This is a genomic window from Gottfriedia sp. S16(2024) (assembly GCF_050473765.1).
In the GTDB taxonomy this organism is placed as follows: Bacteria; Bacillota; Bacilli; order Bacillales; family Bacillaceae_G; genus Gottfriedia.
Window position 1 is genome coordinate 4,856,269 of sequence record NZ_JBFLUO010000001.1, and the last position, 20,295, is coordinate 4,876,563.

Annotated in this window: 21 protein-coding genes; 6 read left to right on the top strand and 15 right to left on the bottom strand. The window is 32.3% G+C overall.

The genetic code is table 11. The features are described from left to right. Positions 1-45 precede the first annotated feature (45 nt). Positions 46-795 carry a metallophosphoesterase family protein gene (locus AB1282_RS23545; RefSeq protein WP_429900635.1) on the bottom strand — a complete coding sequence of 250 codons (750 nt, stop codon included), beginning with the start codon at positions 793-795 and terminating at the stop codon, positions 46-48. A gap of 212 nt (positions 796-1,007) precedes the next feature. On the opposite strand from AB1282_RS23545, the gene AB1282_RS23550 reads away from it, so the two are divergent. From AB1282_RS23550 to AB1282_RS23570, 5 genes are all read left to right on the top strand, one after another. Further along, a complete protein-coding gene (locus AB1282_RS23550) occupies positions 1,008-1,142 on the top strand; it encodes a hypothetical protein (protein ID WP_429900637.1) in 135 nt (44 codons plus the stop codon). A gap of 600 nt (positions 1,143-1,742) precedes the next feature. After that, complete coding sequence (locus AB1282_RS23555) at positions 1,743-2,027, top strand: hypothetical protein (protein ID WP_429900639.1); 285 nt, start codon at positions 1,743-1,745, stop codon at positions 2,025-2,027. Between the two features lie 64 nt (positions 2,028-2,091). After that, positions 2,092-2,715 carry a putative bacteriocin export ABC transporter gene (locus AB1282_RS23560; RefSeq protein WP_429900641.1) on the top strand — a complete coding sequence of 208 codons (624 nt, stop codon included), beginning with the start codon at positions 2,092-2,094 and terminating at the stop codon, positions 2,713-2,715. A gap of 12 nt (positions 2,716-2,727) precedes the next feature. Further along, positions 2,728-4,878 (top strand): FtsX-like permease family protein, encoded by a 2,151-nt coding sequence (locus AB1282_RS23565; RefSeq protein ID WP_429900643.1) that lies wholly within the window; start codon positions 2,728-2,730, stop codon positions 4,876-4,878. A gap of 22 nt (positions 4,879-4,900) precedes the next feature. Continuing rightward, positions 4,901-5,356: a hypothetical protein gene (locus AB1282_RS23570; protein WP_429900645.1), complete on the top strand. Its 456-nt coding sequence runs from the start codon at positions 4,901-4,903 to the stop codon at positions 5,354-5,356. Positions 5,357-5,466: 110 nt separating this feature from the next. On the opposite strand, the gene AB1282_RS23575 is transcribed toward AB1282_RS23570, so the two are convergent. The 11 genes from AB1282_RS23575 to AB1282_RS23625 form a co-directional block, all read right to left on the bottom strand. Then, positions 5,467-6,927, bottom strand: coding sequence for a CoA-acylating methylmalonate-semialdehyde dehydrogenase (locus tag AB1282_RS23575; RefSeq protein WP_429900646.1), 1,461 nt, complete (start codon positions 6,925-6,927; stop codon positions 5,467-5,469). Positions 6,928-6,957: 30 nt separating this feature from the next. Then, the gene (gene iolC / locus AB1282_RS23580) at positions 6,958-7,968 is read right to left on the bottom strand and encodes a 5-dehydro-2-deoxygluconokinase (protein ID WP_429900648.1); all 1,011 of its coding nucleotides are present in this window, start codon (positions 7,966-7,968) and stop codon (positions 6,958-6,960) included. Between the two features lie 15 nt (positions 7,969-7,983). Next, entirely contained in the window at positions 7,984-8,808 is an 825-nt protein-coding gene (iolB, locus tag AB1282_RS23585) for a 5-deoxy-glucuronate isomerase (protein WP_429900650.1), read from the bottom strand. Between the two features lie 17 nt (positions 8,809-8,825). Beyond that, positions 8,826-10,691, bottom strand: coding sequence for a 3D-(3,5/4)-trihydroxycyclohexane-1,2-dione acylhydrolase (decyclizing) (iolD, locus tag AB1282_RS23590; RefSeq protein ID WP_429900652.1), 1,866 nt, complete (start codon positions 10,689-10,691; stop codon positions 8,826-8,828). A gap of 115 nt (positions 10,692-10,806) precedes the next feature. Continuing rightward, positions 10,807-11,802 (bottom strand): LacI family DNA-binding transcriptional regulator, encoded by a 996-nt coding sequence (locus AB1282_RS23595; RefSeq protein ID WP_429900654.1) that lies wholly within the window; start codon positions 11,800-11,802, stop codon positions 10,807-10,809. A 26-nt stretch (positions 11,803-11,828) separates the two neighbouring features. Beyond that, on the bottom strand, positions 11,829-12,737 hold the full coding sequence (gene iolE, locus AB1282_RS23600; protein ID WP_429900656.1) for a myo-inosose-2 dehydratase: 909 nt from the start codon (positions 12,735-12,737) through the stop codon (positions 11,829-11,831). Positions 12,738-12,754: 17 nt separating this feature from the next. Further along, positions 12,755-13,723, bottom strand: a complete 969-nt coding sequence (locus AB1282_RS23605) for a Gfo/Idh/MocA family protein (protein WP_429900658.1) — start codon at positions 13,721-13,723, stop codon at positions 12,755-12,757. A gap of 4 nt (positions 13,724-13,727) precedes the next feature. Beyond that, a complete protein-coding gene (locus tag AB1282_RS23610) occupies positions 13,728-14,516 on the bottom strand; it encodes a sugar phosphate isomerase/epimerase family protein (RefSeq protein WP_429900660.1) in 789 nt (262 codons plus the stop codon). A 15-nt stretch (positions 14,517-14,531) separates the two neighbouring features. Beyond that, positions 14,532-15,362: a carbohydrate ABC transporter permease gene (locus AB1282_RS23615; protein WP_429900662.1), complete on the bottom strand. Its 831-nt coding sequence runs from the start codon at positions 15,360-15,362 to the stop codon at positions 14,532-14,534. Next, positions 15,349-16,296: a carbohydrate ABC transporter permease gene (locus tag AB1282_RS23620; protein WP_429900664.1), complete on the bottom strand. Its 948-nt coding sequence runs from the start codon at positions 16,294-16,296 to the stop codon at positions 15,349-15,351. The genes AB1282_RS23615 and AB1282_RS23620 overlap by 14 nt, the downstream gene beginning before the upstream one ends. A 40-nt stretch (positions 16,297-16,336) precedes the next feature. After that, complete coding sequence (locus AB1282_RS23625) at positions 16,337-17,620, bottom strand: ABC transporter substrate-binding protein (RefSeq protein WP_429900666.1); 1,284 nt, start codon at positions 17,618-17,620, stop codon at positions 16,337-16,339. A 670-nt stretch (positions 17,621-18,290) separates the two neighbouring features. Between AB1282_RS23625 and AB1282_RS23630 the strand changes: the two genes are divergently transcribed. Beyond that, complete coding sequence (locus AB1282_RS23630; protein WP_429900668.1) at positions 18,291-18,749, top strand: hypothetical protein; 459 nt, start codon at positions 18,291-18,293, stop codon at positions 18,747-18,749. 31 nt (positions 18,750-18,780) lie between these two features. Here AB1282_RS23630 and AB1282_RS23635 read toward each other — a convergent pair whose 3' ends face one another. The 3 genes from AB1282_RS23635 to AB1282_RS23645 are packed head-to-tail and all read right to left on the bottom strand — an operon-like array spanning position 18,781 to position 20,005. Next, a complete protein-coding gene (locus AB1282_RS23635) occupies positions 18,781-19,419 on the bottom strand; it encodes a hypothetical protein (protein WP_429900670.1) in 639 nt (212 codons plus the stop codon). Between the two features lie 40 nt (positions 19,420-19,459). After that, entirely contained in the window at positions 19,460-19,747 is a 288-nt protein-coding gene (locus tag AB1282_RS23640; protein WP_429900672.1) for a hypothetical protein, read from the bottom strand. Positions 19,748-19,783: 36 nt separating this feature from the next. After that, positions 19,784-20,005, bottom strand: coding sequence for a hypothetical protein (locus AB1282_RS23645; protein ID WP_429900674.1), 222 nt, complete (start codon positions 20,003-20,005; stop codon positions 19,784-19,786). Positions 20,006-20,295 lie beyond the last annotated feature (290 nt).

The window sequence follows — 20,295 nt, forward strand, 5'->3', positions numbered from 1 at the left end:
TTTTCTACTAAACATAATTACTGTAGTTCTCAAGTTTTAAAAAAATTATATTTCATACTTTGTAGACTTTGTTTTAGAAGAAATCGAATGAGTTGAGATGATTCCATCTTTATTTACCTTAATCCCATGTAATATCCCACCATATGCAGCTGCCCCATCAATACAGATCTTCGTTTTACAAGGTGAATACCAAATATCGAATTTCCCTTCAGTTTTGTGAAGGATTGATGTTGGGGTATGACCGAAAATAAATGTTTTATTTGTTTCATTTTTACCGTAGTGGAACGCATCGCGAATCCAGTAAAATTCCTTGTCAGTCGTTTCTTTCCAATCTTCAAGATTAAGGTCGACTCCAGCATGAACGAATACATAATCTTCCCATTCAAAATACAATGGTCTAGATTTAATAAATTGTAGTTCAGATTCAAATTGCTCTTTCATTAATTGCGCTACTTCATTGGGACCTCTTTTATTTGTAATTTCAAATTTAAAAAATGAATTAATGGTTTCTAAACCACCCTGTCCGTAATAATACGCTTGTTTAAACTCAGGTTGCTCAAGCCAGTCCAATAACATTTGCTCATGATTTCCTAGTATAACAACCGCTCCGAATTCTTTTTCTAATTGTTGCGCTCTTATCAAAACCTCGTATGGATTCTCACCACGATCTACTAAATCTCCTAGTAACACTAGCCTTTCATGATCTGGATTCCATTGTTTAAGTAATTTTTCTAATTCATTTATACTGCCGTGTATATCTCCAATTGCAAATACCGTATCCGTATCCTTATCCATACATCCAACCCCTTCTGTAAACCTATTATTCCCACTAAATTGTTTAAATAATATAAATAGTTTAACAAATATGAATTACTAAAGTAAGTTATCCGTCTTATTGCTTTTTTACGAAATAAAATTTTATTTAATAGTTCAATTATTAGCTAGGATAGTTTCCTTACCACAGGGAATAATGAAAAGGTAAAATTTTGGTAAAGGGGATTTTTGAAATGAGTAATGATAATAAGGATTTAAATAACAGTGACTTCATTATTGCAGATTTAACTAATGATGCGAAGAGTAAGATTGAGAATTTGGAAGAGGAATTGGATATTACTTTGGTTGCTTATGATTGTAAGAAGTGAGTTAATTGGAAGGGTGCTCTATAAAGGGTACCTTTTTTCTATTTAATGTTCCACAAATTGTAACAAATTTCTTTAATATCTTTTTTTCCCCGTGATATACTTTAAATAAATTTTCTGATATAAATTTAAGATACTTTAAAATTCATTTAAGTAAATTAAAAATTTTTTTAATTGCTCCTATTGTACTTCTTAACCATTTGCAAATACCACTTAGGTTTAATCTATTCAAAAATTTTAAACTCCATTAGAAACTGCTCATCTATCCAAGAATATAAGATACTAAAATGAAATATCTTCTTTCTATAGATAATCTATTTCACAATCCATGTCATCATATTTTCATTGATTAGTTTGTGAATATATTAACAATGAATAATACTAGTAAAATTTATTCTTAATATATAGCTGTAAAACTAAGAAATAACATCACTACTTTCTCTTTAATTTTCATTACATATATACCTTCTTCATAGAATAGTTTTCCAAATATTTAAATTTCTCTAAATTCGTAGATTTTTTTTAGTTTCCCACTTTAAATCTAGTGTAATATCACTATATTTATATATTTTCCAGAAAAAAAATAGAAAGGAGTTGAAAGGAATGAGAAAGAAAGTACTTACAGCGTCATTATTAGCATTATTTACATGCGGCTCTATTCTACCAATAGTAGCAAAGGCTGCAGAATCATGGGATTATGGATATAATAAATCAACTATGCAGTGGTTTAACCATTACTATCATAGTAATTACAAGCATTATGGTACGATTACGAAAAATGGTAGTACTTGGTTTGGTCCAACTGCAACCCCTGGGAAATGGTCTTATTTTTATTTAGATTTTAACGGACCATATGCTACTACTTATAATAAATTTATTATTAAATAATAGTTTAAAAGGGGATTTATTGAATTAATAAATCCCTTTTTACTTATTAAAAGGAGCTAAACTTATGATTGAAATAATAAATATTAGTAAATCCTTTAACCAGAAGATCATATTTAAAGATTTTACCTTAAAAGTAAAATCTGGGGAATTTATCGGTATTGTTGGAAAAAGCGGAAAAGGAAAAACTACTCTCTTAAATATAATTGGCATGTTAGAGGAACCTGATTCAGGCATTGTCAAAATAAAGGGTAAAGAAATACGTGATAAAAAAATAAAAAAACTTCTATTAAGAAAAGAATTAGGTTTTATCTTTCAAAACTATGCATTAATAGATAATGCATCAGTAAATGAAAATTTAAAAATTGCTCTTAAACATAAAAAATTGAAAAATTCACAAAAAAAAGGTGCTATATCTTTTGTTTTAAAAGAAGTAGGACTTGATAATTATGGTAAGAAAAAGGTACATACCTTGAGTGGTGGAGAACAGCAACGCATAGCAATTGCAAGATTACTACTAAAAGAACCCAACTTGATTTTAGCTGATGAACCAACAGGATCATTAGATAATGAGAACCGGGATATTATTGTGTCATTGTTTCAGAAATTGCATAAACAAGGAAAAACGATAATCATGGTGACTCACGATAAAGAATTAACCAAGTTTTTTTCAAGAACTATACAATTATAAGGAGTGGTTGTTATGAAAAAGCTAATATTTATTCTTCTAACAATCACCTTACTAATTGTAAGTTTTTTATCTGTAAAACAATTTGAATATATTCAATTTCAATCTTTTAATAATAATGATAATAATGAGAAATGGAATGTCCATATAGAGGCAGGAAATCCTCAAAAAAATAAGTTAGAAAACTTTCAATTATTAAATGCTGTTACTTTAAAAGCAGAAGTTAATTTACAACGCGTATCATATGAAAAAGATAGAAACAATGAAAATAAAGTAGTATATTATGTAGTTCTTTATAAGGCAAACAAATATTTCGAAAAACTAAAATTAAAATCCGGAATATTTTTAGAAAAAAGTAGTGATTATAACGATTTTCTCTCAACTGTACATACCAATGACACTCATCAAGTAGGACAATTAGAAATATTTCATAGTTTTGATCCAATAGAAATTCGTCCAATGATTGCTGCTGAAAAAACAAAGGATATTAAAGGAACCTATACATTATATGGTATAGATAAGGCAGAAAGGTTTAAAAGTAAGGCAGAAGAGAATGGGTTTATTGTTAATATTTCAAAAGATCAGGCTCAGAGTTTGATTACTAAATACCCTTACCAAGAAATGCTTTATAAAGCTTTGTTAATATTATGTTTCCTAATTGCTCTTGCCATACAATATGATGTAGTTAATAACTATAAAGACATTGCAGTAAGGAAGTTATTAGGTTTTAACTTTTGGCATATTGGATCATATTTAATAAAAAAGTATATTAAAGTTTTATTTGGGGCATTAGCTATAGGATTCTTTGGATTAATATTATATTTATACCTTTACAATCAGTTCCAACAATTATTACCTTTTTTATATTTTTGGGTAACTAATATAATCCCTTTAATTTTAATATTTATATTTATTTATTTAATTACATGGATAGGGACTAAGAATATAAATATATCTCAAATGATTAAAAATAAAAAACCTATTGAATCATTAATTTATTTAAATATAGTTGTTCGTTTTATATTAGCTATTTTTCTTATTTTAGGTTTACAACAAGGAATAAGTACTTATCTTGGATTAAAAAGCACAGTAGATAAACATGAAAAATGGTCACTATTGAAAGATTACTCTTATTTAGGAGTAGTAGCAACAAATATTTCAGAAACTATGAGTTTACTAGAAAATGAAAAAAAGAAAAAACAATTTCAGTTTCTATATAAAGAGCTGGAGTCACAGGGAGCTTTCTATATTTCTCCATCACCATACTATCTGAATAAAACCTCAAATTTCCCACAAAACCCAGACCCTTGGGGGATGGATGGAAAAAAAGTTGAAATTAATAAAAATTACCTAGCCATTAATAAAATTGTTGATACTAACAACAAACGTTTACAAATTCCAGAAAATAATAGTAAAAATCAAATAACTGCTATTGTACCAATAAAGTATAAAAAGTATGAAAATAGTATTAAAAGAACGATTGGAAAAGACTACATAGGAATTTACAATTTAAAAGATCTTAAACCAGTTAATGTAAATATACTTTATGTTAAAAATAAACAAACTTACTTTACGTATTCAACAAATATGGCTGTGAAGAATGGACATCAAATTACAGATCCAATCGCAATTTTAGTTAACGACCAGTTTGATCCACGAATTCTTGCTAATCATATTTCTATGGGGTATGGTTTCTATACTAAAAATAGTAGATATAATACCCCTTTCGAAATGACACAAAACACATTAAAGAAATATGATTTACATGATATTTGGCAACCTAATTCTATTGCTTATTCCAGTGTGGAGTTAAAGATTGAAAATGACAGAAATTCACTTCAATTATCTACAATTTATTGCACCCTATATTTACTTTTGGCAACTGTCTTACTATTCTTTTCCTCAATGTATTATTTAGAAATGAACAAACAATTACTAGCACTACAATGGATTTTTGGATATATGTTTTTCGAAAAACATAGTCTAGTTTATCTTGTAATATTAGTATTTTGGAATTTAACATTTATGGTTTCCTTTTATATAAGTAGTAGTAATCTACTATTAAAAATAACGTTTGGGCTTGCATTGTTTGATATTTTACTTATAAGTATTATTTTGATTATTAAAGAATATCAAACTATCAAACAGGTTTTTATAGCAAAGTAACAATGAAAGAGAGGTTTAAATCTTGAATAAATCTAAGATAACAGTCAGCTTTTTAATTATTTTTCTAATTTTTTCTTTTGGAATTTATGGAAATTACATATCTTTGAATAATAAAGAAGAAGCAAGCGAACCGATAAATAACCTAGTTACTCAACCAAATAGTACTGGAAATACAAGTCCTTTTCCCGACAAAAACAATTATTATATTATATATGTTAAACAGGAAAATGGTGTAGCCTCGTCTTTTGTTCCTTTAAATCTCAATCCTGGTTTTAAAAATGATTCTGACTATCATGTATCTATTTCAATAGATGACAATGGTAATATTATAAATAGAGATAAAGTTATAGAAATTGATAATTTTATTGTTTCTAAAAGCAACAAAAAAATAATAAAAAAAATAGCAGGAAAAGAAAAATATAATGAAGCTTTAAAAGAAATTGAAAATCGATTAGCTGAAATCCAAAAGTCTCTATAATTACAAACAAATTCTACCTATTCCTAATGTGAAAATTTAAAAAGGCCCCCTAGTAACCTTTACATACAAAGGGGGCTTTTCTATTAAAAATTGGATAAAATGCAATCATTCTACCAACGAGCAGTCAGCATTTTCTTTCTAGTATAAAATTCAACACCATCTGATCCATTAGCGTGTAAATCCCCATAAAACGAGTTTTTATATCCTGAAAATGGGAAGAATGCCATTGGAGCTGGTACTCCTAAATTGACACCTAACATACCAGCATCAATTGTTTCACGGAATAGGCGAACATGGCTTCCATTTTGTGTAAATAGACATGCACCATTTGCGAATTCGGATTTGTTTGTTAAGTCGATTGCTTCTTCTAAAGAATTTACTCTAACAATTGAAAGTACTGGTGCAAAAATTTCTTCTTTCCAAATCTTCATATCTGTTGTTACTCGATCAAATATTGTTGGTCCAATAAAATAACCTTCTTCTGTAGTAGCTTCATCTTTTCTTCCATCTCTAACTAAATGAGCTCCTTCGTTTTCACCTGTTTCAATATAATGAATTGTTCTAGCTTTATGTCCTTCTCGAATAACAGGACCAAGAAATACTCCTTCATCCATTCCATTGCCAATTTTTATTTCGTTCGCAGTTTTATGAAGTCTATCTAATAAGGGATCGATTACATCACCAACTGCCACGACAACTGATGCTGCCATACATCTTTCCCCAGCAGAACCAAATGCTGCACTAGTAATTTCTTTTACAGCTAATTCTAAATTCGCATCCTCCATTACGATTGAATGGTTTTTAGCACCAGCTAAAGCTTGGACTCTTTTACCATTTGATGCTGCTGTTTTATATACGTATTCAGCAACCGGTTGAGATCCTACAAAAGAAATAGCTTTTACATCTTGGTGCTCTAGTAGTCCGTTTACAACGTCATGTGCTCCATGAACAATATTTAAAACTCCAGCTGGTAAACCCGCTTCTTTAAATAGTTCAGCAAGACGATTTGCAAGTAATGGCGTACGTTCTGAAGGCTTTAATACGAATGTATTTCCACATGCAATCGCTAAAGGAAACATCCAACATGGTACCATCATCGGAAAATTGAAAGGTGTGATTCCACCGATTACCCCAATAGGATATCGATACATTCCTGATTCAATATTCGTTGCTATATCTGGTAATTGTTTCCCCATCATTAAACTTGGTGCCCCTGCTGCAAATTCGACGCATTCAATCCCCCTTTGTACTTCCCCATGTGCTTCTCCAAAGCTTTTTCCGTTTTCTAACGTTATCAATCGAGCTAATTCATCCCAATAATCTACAAGTAATTGCTGATATTTAAATAAAATACGTGCTCTTTTAGGAACTGGCGTTTTCCCCCAAGTTTGAAAAGCCTCTTTGGCAACTTCAACAGCATGATCAAGCTCAGCACGAGTTGATAGTGGCACATTTGCGATTATTTCATTTGTTGCAGGATTATAAACCGGTTCACTTGATGTTGATTTTGAATCTACCCATTGCCCACCAATAAAGTTTTTAATTGTTTTTACACTTGTTACGGTATTCATTTTAATAGCTCCCTTCATCACCTATAATTTTTAGGATGTTACAATCTCGCCATTCTGACATTTTTGAATGTATTCGTTAATTTGATTTACTGTTGGCATTGCATCTGAACAGCTATGACTTGAAATGACGATAGAAGCTGCAGATGCTCCAAAGTTCATAGATTCCAAGAGATCCCAGCCTTCCATTAAACCATAGATGAAGCCGGCAGCATATGAGTCACCTGCTCCAAAAGTCTTTATTACCTTTGCAGGGAAAGTTCTCCCTTTAACCTTTTCTCCATGTGAAGTATACGCGATCGAACCATCTTTTCCATGTTTAATGACAACTATTTTTGCATGATAACTAAACCATTTTTTCGCAGTAATTTCATCATTATGAAGAGGATTATTTTCGAAGCATTCCATCATATCGAATTCTTCTCGTGTTCCAATAATGACATCACATTTTTGAGCAATTAAATTATAATAGATCGCAGTCTCTTCAACTGAATTCCAAGAGTATGGTCGATAATCAATATCAAAAAAAACACAAACATCATGCTTTCTTGCATACTCAACTGCTAAGAAAACAGCTTCTCGTGAAGGACTTTGTGCTAAAGCCGTTCCTGAGATCAACAGTGCTTTTGCTCTTTTGATATAGTCCTCTTTTATATCCCTTGGTTCAAGTTTTAAATCGGCTACATTATCTCTGTACATTAAGATACTGCAATCTACGGGACTTTTAATTTCAGTAAATGCTAATCCAGTTTTTGAACCCGATTGATCAATTAAAACATTTGAAGTATCGATTTGATTTTTATTCAAATAATTGAGAATAAAACTTCCCATTTGATCATCTCCGACACGACCGATGAAACCAGTTTTTTTGCCTAATCTAGACAGTCCAATCGCAATATTTGCAGGCGATCCTCCTACATATTTTGTAAATGTAATCGTCTCTTCCATTGGCCGATTGATTTCATTGGCATTCAGATCAATACATAATCTACCGAGAGCAATAAAATCGATTGATGATTGATTACGAAACGTTAAATGATTCATCTTTTCTCCTACCTTCTATGATTTCAAAGCTAGTTTGTGATTTAAGATCCATTCATGGTTTGGATCATTTTGGAACTTCCATGTACGATTTGGCCCTGCCATGACGTTTAAATAATAAAGCTCGTAACCTGGAAGTGCTGAAACTGGATGATAGCCTTTTGGAACAAGAACAGCATCTCCATTTTTGATCGTCATTGTTTCGTCAATTGATAAATCGTCTGTATAGACTCTTTGAATAGCCATGCCTTGAGATGGATTCACTCGATGATAGTACGTTTCTTCTAATATCGATTCATGTGGTAAATTATTTTGATCATGCTTATGTGGTGGATAACTTGATGAATTTCCTTCTGGTGTGTAAACCTCGACAACTAGTAAACGATCTGCTGGCTCATTTTCTGGTAAAATATTATGCACCTGACGTTGAATATTTCCAACACCCCTTATTTCCACTCCGACATCTTCAGGTGTAATAAGGCGAGCAGGATAATTGCCATTACTTGGAGCTGAACAGACAGCAATTTCAATGTCGGTAATCGCTTCTACTGCATAAAAATCATTTGATGAAATATAAACTGAATAAGGAGGAATTTTCTCGAAAATATTCATCCTCTTTCCAATGTTTTCCCACGTTTCATTTTTCGTAAAAACATTTGCTTTTCCACTTAATAAAACTAAGCAAACTTCTTGATTATTTGTATTATTTTTTAATGATTGCCCTTTTTTTAGAACATAAGCTTCAAATCCGACATATTCCCAATTTGCCGATTCAGGTGTTATTTTAATGACATTTCCATCCGCTTTTGGCTCACTCAAGCTATGAACAATTAGTTTTGACACTCTACTCTCTCCCATCATTAATAAGGCTTTGTCAGTTGAATATTTGTTTTCATTTTTTGATGAGCTTTTACAACTTTTGAGCTATTCGAAACTTCTGAAACTCCTACTCTCCACCATGATTCATATCCGTCAGTGTTTGTGCCTGGCAAAACTTTTATTTCGATGAGAGTTGAAGTAGTTTCTTGCTTTGCTTTTTCTAAAGCTTCACGTAACTCATCAATTGATGTCACTTTATATGCATTTGCACCTAAGCTTCTAGCATGACTAGCAAAATCAAAATTCATATATTCTCCACTTAAGCGTCTTTTTTCATTTGAACGATATTTAAATTCATTTCCAAACCCTTCACTCCCATGTCCTCTTTGCAAGTTATGAATACATTGGAAACCATGATTATCAAATAATAGAACAGTAATTTTATAGTCTTCCTGTAAACTAGTTATTAATTCTGAGTGAAGCATTAAATAACTTCCATCACCAACAAATGCGTAAACTTCGCGATTTGGTTCTGCCATTTTTGCACCAAATGCGCCTGAAACTTCATAACCCATACAGGAAAAACCATATTCCATATGATATGTTTTCGGATTTTTACTTCTCCATAAACGATGTAAATCACCAGGTAAGCTACCAGCTGCACACACGATAATATCTTCATCATTTATAAAATGATTTATTTCTCCGATGACTCTTGTTTGAGATAAACCTTCTTTCATTTCAACACTGTATAATCTATCAACTTCCTGATCCCATTCCGCCTTCAGTAATTGAATTTCACTTTTTTGATATGAGCTACTATATTCATTACTTACTAGCCCCTCATATAAAGTATTTAAAGCTTCTTTTGCATCTGCAACGATGAATGTCGCATCGAGTTTCATAGCATCAAAAGCACTAATATTAATCCCTAAAAACTCTACTTCTCTATTTTGAAAAGCTATTTTTGAGCCAGTTGCAAAGTCTCCTAATCTAGTACCGACAGCAATAATTAAATCAGCTTCTTTAGCTAATTTGTTTGCTGCTAAAGAGCCTGTCACTCCGATGGCTCCTACATTTAAAGGATGATCCCATGGAATCGAACTTTTCCCTGCCTGTGTTTCAGATACCGGAATTTGAAAGGCTTCTGCAAACTTTACGAGTTCTTCGGTTGTAAATGAGTAATGCACACCTCCACCAGCAATGATAAGAGGTTTCTTTTTCCGTAGAATCAACTGAATAGCACGTTCACTAGCCGATTTTACAGCTGGTCTTCGATCAATGTGATGTACTCTCTTTTGGAAAAACTGTATCGGATAATCAAAAGCTTCAGATTGAACATCTTGTGGTACAGCAAGGGTTACTGCACCCGTTTCAACTGGATCAGTTAAAACACGCATTGCATTAATAGCAGCTGTCATCAACTGTTCAGGACGTACAATTCGATCCCAATATTTACTAACTGGTTTGAAAGCATCCGTCGCGCTAATTGTATAATCTGATGTGTTTTCAACTTGTTGAAGAACTGGGTCTGGCTGTCTACATGCAAAATTATCTCCTGGTAAAAGTAATACTGGTATTCGATTAACCGTAGCAGTCGCAGCTGCTGTTACCATATTTAACGCACCTGGACCAATTGAAGTAGTACAAGCAAATATTTCTAAACGATTTTTTTGCTTTGCATAAGCAGTTGCTGCATGAACCATGCCTTGTTCATTTTTACCTTGAATAAATAATAGTTCCTCAGGTCCGTATTCCAATGCTTCACCGATACCGGTCACATTTCCATGTCCGAATATTCCCATAATTCCTTTTACAAATTTATGTTCAACACCATCAAATTCGATATATTGATTATCTAGAAATCGAAGTAACGCTTGGGCCATCGTTAAACGAATTGATTCCATACATCCTCCTAATTTTTTGACTTAAAAAGGCTGAAAATAGGTAAAACTCTTGAAAAAAGGTTCAAAAATTGGGCACGTTGATAAAGGAAATACTTATCATCATGCCCCAAACTATTTATTTATAATTGATTTTACTTACAGTACCGCCTATTTGAAGAGTTGGATTTAAAACGATCTTCCTAGCAGAAGTTCGATCGCTATCCAATAAATCTAGTAATAAAGTCAGTGCTGTACTACCTAACTCATGCATCGGTTGTTTAATCGTAGTCAGTGAAGGATACACAATATTTGTAATCCACGATCCATCAAAACCTACGATTGACACATCACTCGGAACTTTATTACCTGCAGCTTCAAAAGCTTTCTTTACGCCAATTGCAAGGAGATCATTCGTTACAAGATAAGCAGTATGATTCAATCCATCTTTTAAAATACGCTCACCGATTTGCTCTCCATCTACAATTTCACAGCCCTTTGCACCAATTACTTCCCTATAAGAGGAAAATCCTTTTTCCTCCATAATGATTTGATACGCCCTTACGCGATCCTTAATATCATTAAAAATCGGCGGTTCCGAAATTAAGGCAACTTTTTCATGACCATTTTCAAATAAATAGTGCATTGCCAGTTGAATACCCGCGAAATTATCAGTAATGACACAGTTTGCTTTACTATCAAGTAAGTCATTCCCAATAATAACTAAGTTCTCGACTTGTTTATTCAATTTGGCAACTTGTTTGGCAGTCATATCCATCAACAGAAGGCCATCTACATTTTGTTTGTTTAAATAAGGAATATCATTGTCTTTGTTTAATGACATGTTAGTCGTAACGATATTAATTCCTTTGTTTAATGCTTCATAATAAATCCCTTCTGCAACTTCTGCATAAAACGGATTTATATTATTTGGTGTAACTAAAGCGACAGTATTTGTACGTCCAGAGGCAAGGACACCAGCCGCTGCATTATACTGGTATTGCAGACGGTCGATTACTTCGAATACCTTTTTCTTCGTCTCTGACTTTACACTCGGGTGTTCATTAATGACTCTCGAAACTGTAGCAATAGATACTCCTGCATGTTTTGCAACATCATAAATCGTTACGGACATACTGACACAACTCCAATCTATCTACTCTAAAGTTTTAAATTTGTAATGGTTTCAATATAATTTATTGATTTTTGTGCATATTCAATTGGATTTGCTTGTAGTGAATCCTGTTCAGCTTCAATTACAAACCATCCTTGATAATCGACTTCTGCAAGTGTTTTGAATATTGCTTCAAAATTAATTGTACCATCACCAGGCACAGTAAAAATACCCATTCTTACAGAATCATTAAAATTAATTCCATTATCTTTCACGTTTTTCAATACATCTTCACGCACATCTTTTAAGTGAACATATTTTACACGCTCACCGTACTTTTGAATCACTGCAACCGGATCTACCCCACAATAATATAGGTGACCTGTATCCAATAATAATGAAACAACTTCCGGGTCAGTACCTGCACAAAGCGTATGGATCTCATCTAATGTTTCAACACCTGTACCCGTATGAATATGGTAAACAAGTGTCATTCGATGTTGACGGCAAAATTCACCAGCAATATTTAAACCCGTACAAAGTGACGCCCACTCACGTCCAGTATACTTTTTAATCCCTTTATTTGAACGATCCTCTCTTGGATCCCAGTGAATGGAACCTCCACCATCAGCTGTTACAACAAATGTTGAACCCATTCGTTTTAAAAATAATACATGAGCTTTAAATTTTTGTAAGCTCTCGTCTAAATGATCTGGGTCAGAGAATAAAATGTCACACCATCCTGAAGTTAAGGCTAAATTTCTTTGTCCTAATTCCTTTTGTAAAGTGAGAATATCCCTTGGATACTTACGACCAAGCTCCGTACCTCTAAAGCCAAGTTCATTCATTTCATCAACTATTTGTTGAAATGAGTAGTGATCCCCTAAATCCGCCATATCATCATTTGCCCAGTTAATTGGTGAAATAGCTAATTGACAATTATAAAAAGTATTCATTTGATGTCCCCTCCCGATTATACGTAGATAAGTTTTCCACCTTCACTAGCACTTCGATAACACGCATCTGTAATAAGAACCGAACGATACGCATCATTAGCAGATACACTAAATGTTGTTTTATGTTTAACTGAATCTAAAAAGTCTTTATGCATTTGTACATAACCCCATTTTAAATTACGGTCGATTCCTCTAACATTTTTTGTTTGCTGCTCTTGTTTTAATGGACCGCATTCTGTCACTAAATCCAACTCTTCTGTAATAATTGTTCCATGGTCTCCCCATAATTGAATGCGCTCAGATGGCCAAGTCCACGACGCATGCCCATTTGTACTTAAAACAATCGACTGACCTTCCTCTGATGTAAACATACAAGAAAAATTATCATGAAGAGGATACAAGCATTGTTGCGAAACGCATCGTACTTCACGTATTTCCCCCATTAAATAACGAACCATATCAAACATATGAATCGTTGAATCATATAAAAATCCACCTGTTAATTCAACATTCGTTACCCATGGAGGCGAGGTCATATCACCATCATTCATAATGATATTTCCAGAATAAACTTTAAAACCATTTTGAATAATTTGCTTCGTTTCAGCGTAAACCGGTGCAAAACGACGGTTAAACCCGACATATAAACGGTTCTCGTCATCTCCTAAAACATTCATAATTTCATCCGCATCTTGTAAGCTTGTAACAAAAGGTTTCTCACAAAACACTGTTGCACCCTCTTTTAATGCCGAAACAACCGCTTCTTTATGTTTTGTATTCGGAATCGTTACAAACACAACTTCTGTTCCAGCCTGAACCATCTCAGCAACAGAACGAAATGCCCTTCCACCATGTGTTTCACAAAATGATTTGCATCTTTCGAAATCAATGTCTGTTACACCCATAAACTCTACATCCGATCTTGTTTTCAAAAGAGATGCATGTAAATTCCCCATGTTTCCTGCGCCAACAATACCAATTTTCATCTATTTATACCTCCATCGTTTCTTTTAATTCTTTTGATAAAAACTGACCAAACTGATTTACTAACGACTTTGGTTCAAGATTCCCTTCGTATTCAATCGAAAGCCAGCCATTATACTCTACATCTCTTAATTTTCTTAAGATGGTTGGGTAATTAATATCCAACTCTTCTCCATTTGCATTAATCTCTTTCACTTTTGCGTGCACATGGCCTGAAAAGTGAGCTGTTTTTAAGACACCTTCAAGCTGATCAACATAATTGCCAGTATCTAAAAGTAGTTTAATAGAAGGACGATTTAAGTCATTGAACATTCTCAATACATCATCACTATTTGATAAAAATCCACCATGATTATGATTTTCGATGACAACTGTTAATCCAGCTTCTTCAACAATCGTTGCTGCTTTATCCACAAATCGAATCATTGAATTCCATTGTTTTTCTTTATCAAAATCAGGCCAACCTGCGAATAACCGGAAGTTTTGAATATGTAAAGCTTTTGCGACTTCAACCCATTCTTTCACTCGAGCAAGTTCCGCATGTATTTTTTCTTCTGACTCAAATCCAAAATTGCAATCAAATGCTAGATTCACAATCGGTAGATTATATTGATTGCTTAATTCAACAATTTCATTAAGGTAACTCTTGTCATTTGGATGAAAAATATGCTTATCTTCAAGTTCAACACCATTCACAAATGGTAATGTTGAACAAAATTGATAGAATTCATCTAACTCCATTTTTCTCTCTAAAAGAAGCTTATCAAACGATTGAGAACTACATGCTATCTTCATTTTTATCTCTCCTCATTATTTAAGTGCACCAGCTGCAAGACCTTTTACTAAATGCTTGTGAATAAGTATGAATAAAATTAATACAGGAACCGTACTTAAAAGTGAAGCTCCCATCATGTAATTCCACTGAACATCGTATCTTCCGACGAAGCTATAAAGTCCAAGTGTGATTGGCATTTTACTATCTGTTTGAACAAAGGTTAAAGCGAAAAGAAATTCGTTCCAGGCATTAATGAATGAAAATACGCCTACCGTTACGATAGAAGGAATCGCTAATGGAGTTAAAATTCGAATTAACGTATCAAATTTATTACATCCATCAATTTGTGCAGCCTCATCAATTTCGACAGGCACATTATTAAAAAATGAATAGATAAACCATACTGCAAAGGATATTGAAAAAGTTGTATTAATAATAATGAGCGACCAAATATTGTCTAGCAAATGATGGTTCGCGAACATTTTATAAAGTGGTACTAAGATGATAATAGGAGAAAACATTTGAATCACAAGTAACAATGCCAAAACTGCATTCTTTCCTTTAAATTGCAAACGACTTAGAGCATATGAGGTAGGGATTGCTAGAACTAATACTAGTAGAGTAGTACCAAGCGCAATTTTAATACTATTTATAAAATAGACGCTTAAATTTGAATGGCTCCATAGCTTAATATAATTTGAGAAAACCATATGAATTGGTAAAAAAACCGAAGTATCATATACCTCACTTTTCGTTTTTAATGATGTAATTAACATGATGAAAAATGGAAAATCGAGCAGTATGATCATCAAAAGGAGAAAGCCCCAGCGTAATGTTGACCATCCATTTAGCCTAATTCTGTACACGTTTCTTCTCCCCCTTACTTAATATGAAATAAATAACTGAGAAGACAAGCATAATCAAGAATGTTAAAAATGAAAGTGCTGAAGCTTGCCCAAAGTCGATCTTAACAAATGATAGTTTGTAAATTAATGTAACGAATGTTTCTGTTGAACCCGCTGGTCCACCCTTTGTTAAAATCCAAATAATTGGAAAGGCATTGAATGCCCAGAATACTGAAAGGACAATCACTAAAGAGTTAACTGATTTCATTAAAGGCCAAGTGATATGTCTAAACTGTGTAATTGGCCCAGCTCCATCTAAATTAGCAGATTCATATAATTCAGGATCAATTGATTGTAAGCCTGCAAGTAAAGTAATGACAATGAAAGATATGTTTGACCAAATACCAACGATTGAAACAACAACGAATGCCGAAGTCGGTGTACCAAGCCACTGATGATACTGCCCAATCAAGTGAAAATATTTTAATATCTGATTTAAAGGTCCTAGTTCCCCGTGAAAAATCCACATCCAACTCATCGTCGCGATACTTAAAGGCGCTGCCCACGGTAAAACGACTAGAATATAGGCGATTTTTCTAAAGCGAAATTTTTTGTTTAAAATTAAAGCAAGGAGATAAGCAAGAACAAAGGCAACACCAACAGTCACAATTACCCAAAGTACCGTTTGACCAAGAACTGCCCAAATGCCGTCGTAGGTTAAAATAGCTTTAAAATTCCCAAAGAATCCAACCGACTGAATCTTTCCAATTCGATTTACTTTTGATACGGAAATTAATAGCGTTTGAAGCATCGGATAGATAATCGTTAAAAAGATTAATAGTAATGTAGGGAATACGAGTAAATAAGGAAGTGCCATCTGAAAAATAGATATCTTCCTACGTTTTTTGTATGTTGAAACGCCTATCTTTTGTATGAACTCTGTCTGGGTAGGCACATGAATCTCCCCTCTCTTAATAAAAAACAGATACGATTAATTAATTTGCATATAAATCTTTTACTTGTTTAGCAGATTCTTTCAACGCTTCTTTCGGACTAATTTGCTGTAAATAAACTTTTTGAATTTCATCTGTTACGATATGGTCCATTTGATCACCATACTTACCAGCATCAGCATATTTATTAATTGCATTTGGTAACAGCGATGCAAAGAACTTATTATTTTCCGTGCTATTGTACTTAGGATCATTTAAAACTGCTGTTAACTCAGGAATATTTCCATGATTTAATGCAAAGTTTAAGCGATTATCTGGCTTATACATGAATTGAAGGAACTTGCCAATCGCTGCTTTTTTAGAAGGATCATCATTCATAACCGAAATAACGTCTGGCTGCATGACTGATTTCGAAACCATTCCTGGTTTTGCAGTCGGAACCGGCACCATTCCATACTCTACCTTTTTATCTTGATCAAGCATCGAAGCGAACCAAGGTCCAGTAATCATCATTGCTAGCTTGCCTGATTGGAAGATTGGTTGAACACCGTTTTCCCATTCAATTGCATTTGGATTCGGATTTGTTAAGCCATCTTTTACTAGTTTGTTTAAGTATGCTAATGAATCAACGCCTTGCTGTGAATTAAACAATAATTTATTGTGAGGTCCAAAATGTTTAGAAGATACTGCCTGATCTGAATTAAAGTAGAAATACTCAAAGCCTGTCATTACGTTTGGATATTTTCCACCTACACCAAAACCATAAACATCAGAAGAAGTTAATATTTTCGCGTCATTGTATAGTTCATCCCAAGTTTTCGGAGCTTGTAAATGATTTTTCTCAAACAAATCTTTACGATAATATAAAACCCTAGGATCAAGAAAAAATGGTAAACCAGTTAGTTTTCCGTTACTTCCCTTGAAAGAATTTAATGGAGTTTGAACAAAAGTATTTAGAAGATCTTTATTTGCATATGAGTCAATAGGCTTAATCGCGTCCATATCCTTAAACTCACCAATCCATAAACCAGATAAATTCGCAATATCAGGAGCTTGATTTCCAGTAACCCATGTAACTAGACGATCATGATAATCGTTCCAGTTACTAACCAATAATTTAACTTTAATATTTGGATTTTCTTTCTCAAATCGTTTAATCATATCTTGCATTTCAGGCTTAATCTTTGAATCATACTCCGCAACAGAAAATTTAATCGTAACTTTTCCGTCCCCTTTAGTCGAAGCCGACTGCTGACTACACCCTGTAAAAAGAATCATTGCTATAAAAAGTAGAATCCAACTTCTCATTAGAAATTTTTTACTCATTTCCCTTCCCCATTCCCTTTAATTTTTATATTTTTAACTTCCCGAAAGTAAAAAAGAAAATAAAAGTATGGCTTACAAAAATTTTTTCAATGATTCATGTAACTTGCTTTCATAACAAAAGTACTTATTCTACTGGTTAATCATATGCACCACCATTCTGTTTTTATGTAAGTTTTATGAAAAATTTGTTAAGCGTTTACATTTTTCATTTTATAATTGAGTGAATATTCTTTCAACTAAAAACATTCGTGTTTTTTCTACAAAATGCCAGACATATTCAGGAACATTAAATTACAATTAACAACTAAAATCTTATTAAATTTCCATTTTTTTCATAGAGAAAATTTTATTTATATAACTTATATTTGTTTGTTACAGAAATTTACATTTCACTTTCATTTTTTACAGACAATAAAAAAACACCTCTTAAGAGATGTGAAGTTGAACTTTTTCTATTGCCTGGTTGGTATTAGATTTTATTTATTATTTTCTTTTACAAAATAAAAGCCTGTTCCATTATCTTGTGGAACATATCCTTGCTGTGCTGAACTATTTTCCACCATATTTTGCTCTTCAACAGTAGTTGTAGTATTAGATATTTTAATGACGAAAGGATATTAAAGGAATTTCTAATTACAAAAAAGAATTATTTCTTAAGGTGGTGGTATTCATGGCAGAATTAACAGATATATTAAAAGATTTTCCAATAATTAATTTCGAATCAAAAAAACAATACCTACTGAATGAATTATTAAAACGGTATCTGAACAATATAAAATTGCTTGAATTAGTAACCCAATTTAAAAAAAGCAATACTATCGTTTCTCCAAATGATTACCCTTTATTAAATGAATTTGTAAATACGTTATATATAGCTTTAGACTCTGATGAGGATAAGGTTGAATTATTACTAAAAGAAAAATTAGAGGAACAAAATAGAGAATTAAAGAAAGATTATGACTATAAAATAAGTTCTATCTTAAACCAATACGAAAGATTCATTAGCCTTTTGGAAAATTATGATAAGGAATTGACGAATACATCGAATCATTTAGGTAGAAATATTAACACACAATCTATTATCAACCTAGCAAGAAAACTAAAAATTGAACTGAAGTCGATAGAATAGAAAATAGGAACCTAATTTGGTTCCTATTTGTTTATAATGTACTTCGCTGTAAATAAGTATTTAGTTTTGAAATAATTTCAGGATCGTTATCTTTTATACTCATTATTTCTCCGATAACTCTTTCTTGTTTTTTTCCGTCTTCTATTAATTCAATTAGATTTAATGTGTATTGTGGAATAGCTTTTCCATCAAAAAACCTAAATTGAATAGCATTCTTTAACATTGTTGATTTAGCTCTTACTTGACTAACTTGTTGAATATTGGTTGCAATTGAAGTCATAATTTCTTCGTCCCCTTCCAAAATATTTTCAGTTAATTCATTAATTATTTTTTTTACAATTTTATCATCAGGTTTGAAGTAATAGTCTAGGAATAATGTTATCATATTTGCTTTATCAGTGCCTAAAAAACTATATGATTCTATAACCTTTTGAAGACATGAAACTAAGATTTCGTAATCATCCTCAGAGTTGTCTCTATACATTAAAGGAGCTAATGCCCAAATAATGGCATGATGATTAATACTTGAATCTCGCCAGTAGAAATTTTTAAGGTGAACTTCATTAAATGTAAAGACGTTTTTTTCTAATCCATCAACTGAATTGTATTCATACCTATTTCTAACTCCCGTGCGAGGGTATGAATTGAAACAAATAGCAAATGAATACACTGAACAATCAGGGTGATTACTTCTAATTAAACAATTGTACTCATATACTCTCCTCTGAAGAATAAGACTGGTTCTCGAAGTGAAGTAAAGTCTTCTTTTCCTCATCTTTTAAATAGACTTCAAAAAGAACATCAACAAATCTCGGTTCATTTTCCTTTATATTGAGTTTAGGTATGTCCGTTCCCTCGGATAGCAATCTAACGTGTCTGATCCAATCAATTTTAAAATTAAAATCTGGATAAAAACATTGTAAATATTCTTCCAAAAACAGATGGAGGAGGTTTTTAAACATCCTATCGTGTCCTAAATTTTCAAATTCTTTACCCATATTTCCTCCTGGAAACGCATTTAGAATCAATTGTTTTTATAAATTGAAAAACAATGCTGTCTCTTGTATAGGTTCTTTTATTATATTGAATCTACTTGCACCAACCTTATCCTCCTTAAGTGTCTCATGTGAATCATAACTTTTTGAAGATCCGCTAATTTCGTTTTTGGGTCCTGGTTTTAAAAAGAAAATCAACAAAAAAACAATCGCAATAAAAGTTAAAATAAGAAATAATATTACTCTAAAAAAGTTCCCCATTATCCTCACCTTTTTCTTCAAATTACTAATCAAATAACTCTAGAACATTTAAATTCCAACATAAACTAAGTTAATCCAAAGTGAAGATACTAAAATTAAACTCAAACTTAGTCCAATGTTGATCTTCTCTTTCCATCTCTTATCTGATGGAATAATTGAAATCAGAAAACTCAGCAGGCTTAATAAAATACTTATACAATTTAAACTTAAAAATAGATTGAAGTTATTAAATCCATTAAAAGTGACATTTAAAATGAAAATTGAGTAGCTAAAAATAAGATAGTAGAAAC

Bases quoted from the DNA above. Each gene is read 5' to 3' on its own strand.
- AB1282_RS23625 (WP_429900666.1), bottom strand. From the start codon at position 17,620: ATGAGTAAAAAATTTCTAATGAGAAGTTGGATTCTACTTTTTATAGCA.
- AB1282_RS23545 (WP_429900635.1), bottom strand. From the start codon at position 795: ATGGATAAGGATACGGATACGGTATTTGCAATTGGAGATATACACGGC.
- AB1282_RS23610 (WP_429900660.1), bottom strand. From the start codon at position 14,516: ATGAAGATAGCATGTAGTTCTCAATCGTTTGATAAGCTTCTTTTAGAG.
- AB1282_RS23560 (WP_429900641.1), top strand. From the start codon at position 2,092: ATGATTGAAATAATAAATATTAGTAAATCCTTTAACCAGAAGATCATA.
- AB1282_RS23645 (WP_429900674.1), bottom strand. From the start codon at position 20,005: ATGGGGAACTTTTTTAGAGTAATATTATTTCTTATTTTAACTTTTATT.
- iolE (WP_429900656.1), bottom strand. From the start codon at position 12,737: ATGAATACTTTTTATAATTGTCAATTAGCTATTTCACCAATTAACTGG.
- iolC (WP_429900648.1), bottom strand. From the start codon at position 7,968: ATGAATCATTTAACGTTTCGTAATCAATCATCAATCGATTTTATTGCT.
- AB1282_RS23595 (WP_429900654.1), bottom strand. From the start codon at position 11,802: ATGTCCGTAACGATTTATGATGTTGCAAAACATGCAGGAGTATCTATT.
- AB1282_RS23605 (WP_429900658.1), bottom strand. From the start codon at position 13,723: ATGAAAATTGGTATTGTTGGCGCAGGAAACATGGGGAATTTACATGCA.
- AB1282_RS23575 (WP_429900646.1), bottom strand. From the start codon at position 6,927: ATGAATACCGTAACAAGTGTAAAAACAATTAAAAACTTTATTGGTGGG.
- iolD (WP_429900652.1), bottom strand. From the start codon at position 10,691: ATGGAATCAATTCGTTTAACGATGGCCCAAGCGTTACTTCGATTTCTA.
- AB1282_RS23630 (WP_429900668.1), top strand. From the start codon at position 18,291: ATGGCAGAATTAACAGATATATTAAAAGATTTTCCAATAATTAATTTC.
- AB1282_RS23640 (WP_429900672.1), bottom strand. From the start codon at position 19,747: ATGGGTAAAGAATTTGAAAATTTAGGACACGATAGGATGTTTAAAAAC.
- AB1282_RS23550 (WP_429900637.1), top strand. From the start codon at position 1,008: ATGAGTAATGATAATAAGGATTTAAATAACAGTGACTTCATTATTGCA.
- AB1282_RS23565 (WP_429900643.1), top strand. From the start codon at position 2,728: ATGAAAAAGCTAATATTTATTCTTCTAACAATCACCTTACTAATTGTA.
- AB1282_RS23555 (WP_429900639.1), top strand. From the start codon at position 1,743: ATGAGAAAGAAAGTACTTACAGCGTCATTATTAGCATTATTTACATGC.